Below are 487 nucleotides of genomic sequence, written 5' to 3' on the forward strand. Positions count from 1 at the left end.
AGTCCTGCCGGTGCACGAGCCGCAAGGTCGACTCGCCCGCCGCCTTCGCCGCCACGACCTCGACGTCCCGGTCCAGCCCGAAGGCGCCCACCAGGCGCCGGGTCAGATCGAGCCGGACCGGATCCATCGGATGGTCCGGACCGAAGTCATAGCCCGTTACTGCCTCGTCCCACATCAGCTGTGCGCGGCCGCTCATGCCCGCCACCGTATCGGTCCGGTTGAGCCGCGAACGACTTGGCATACACCAGCGTCACCAGCACCAACACCATCGGCACGAGCATGGCCCCGCGATAGCTCCACGCGTCCCCCAGAGCCCCCACCAACGGCGAACCGACCAGGAACCCGACGTAGTTGAAGACATTGAGCCGGGCCACGGCCGCATCCGAGGCCCCCGGGAACAACCGCCCGGCCGCCGCGAAGGTCTGCGGCACCAGCACGCACAGCCCCATCCCCAGCAGCGTGAACCCGAGCATCCCCACCCACGGCC

General features: G+C 69.6%; 1 protein-coding gene and 1 pseudogene. Both read right to left on the bottom strand.

The window, feature by feature from the left end; translation table 11 throughout:
• Positions 1 to 196 (bottom strand): annotated as a pseudogene (locus tag EHS43_RS45775) (acetoin utilization protein AcuC); the annotation flags it as partial.
• A partial coding sequence (locus EHS43_RS45780; protein WP_125196159.1) for an MFS transporter occupies positions 147 to 487 on the bottom strand: 341 nt, incomplete at its 5' end. The gene EHS43_RS45780 and the pseudogene EHS43_RS45775, both read right to left, overlap by 50 nt.

It is taken from the genome of Streptomyces sp. RP5T (genome assembly GCF_003933965.1).
Lineage (GTDB): Bacteria > Actinomycetota > Actinomycetes > Streptomycetales > Streptomycetaceae > Streptomyces.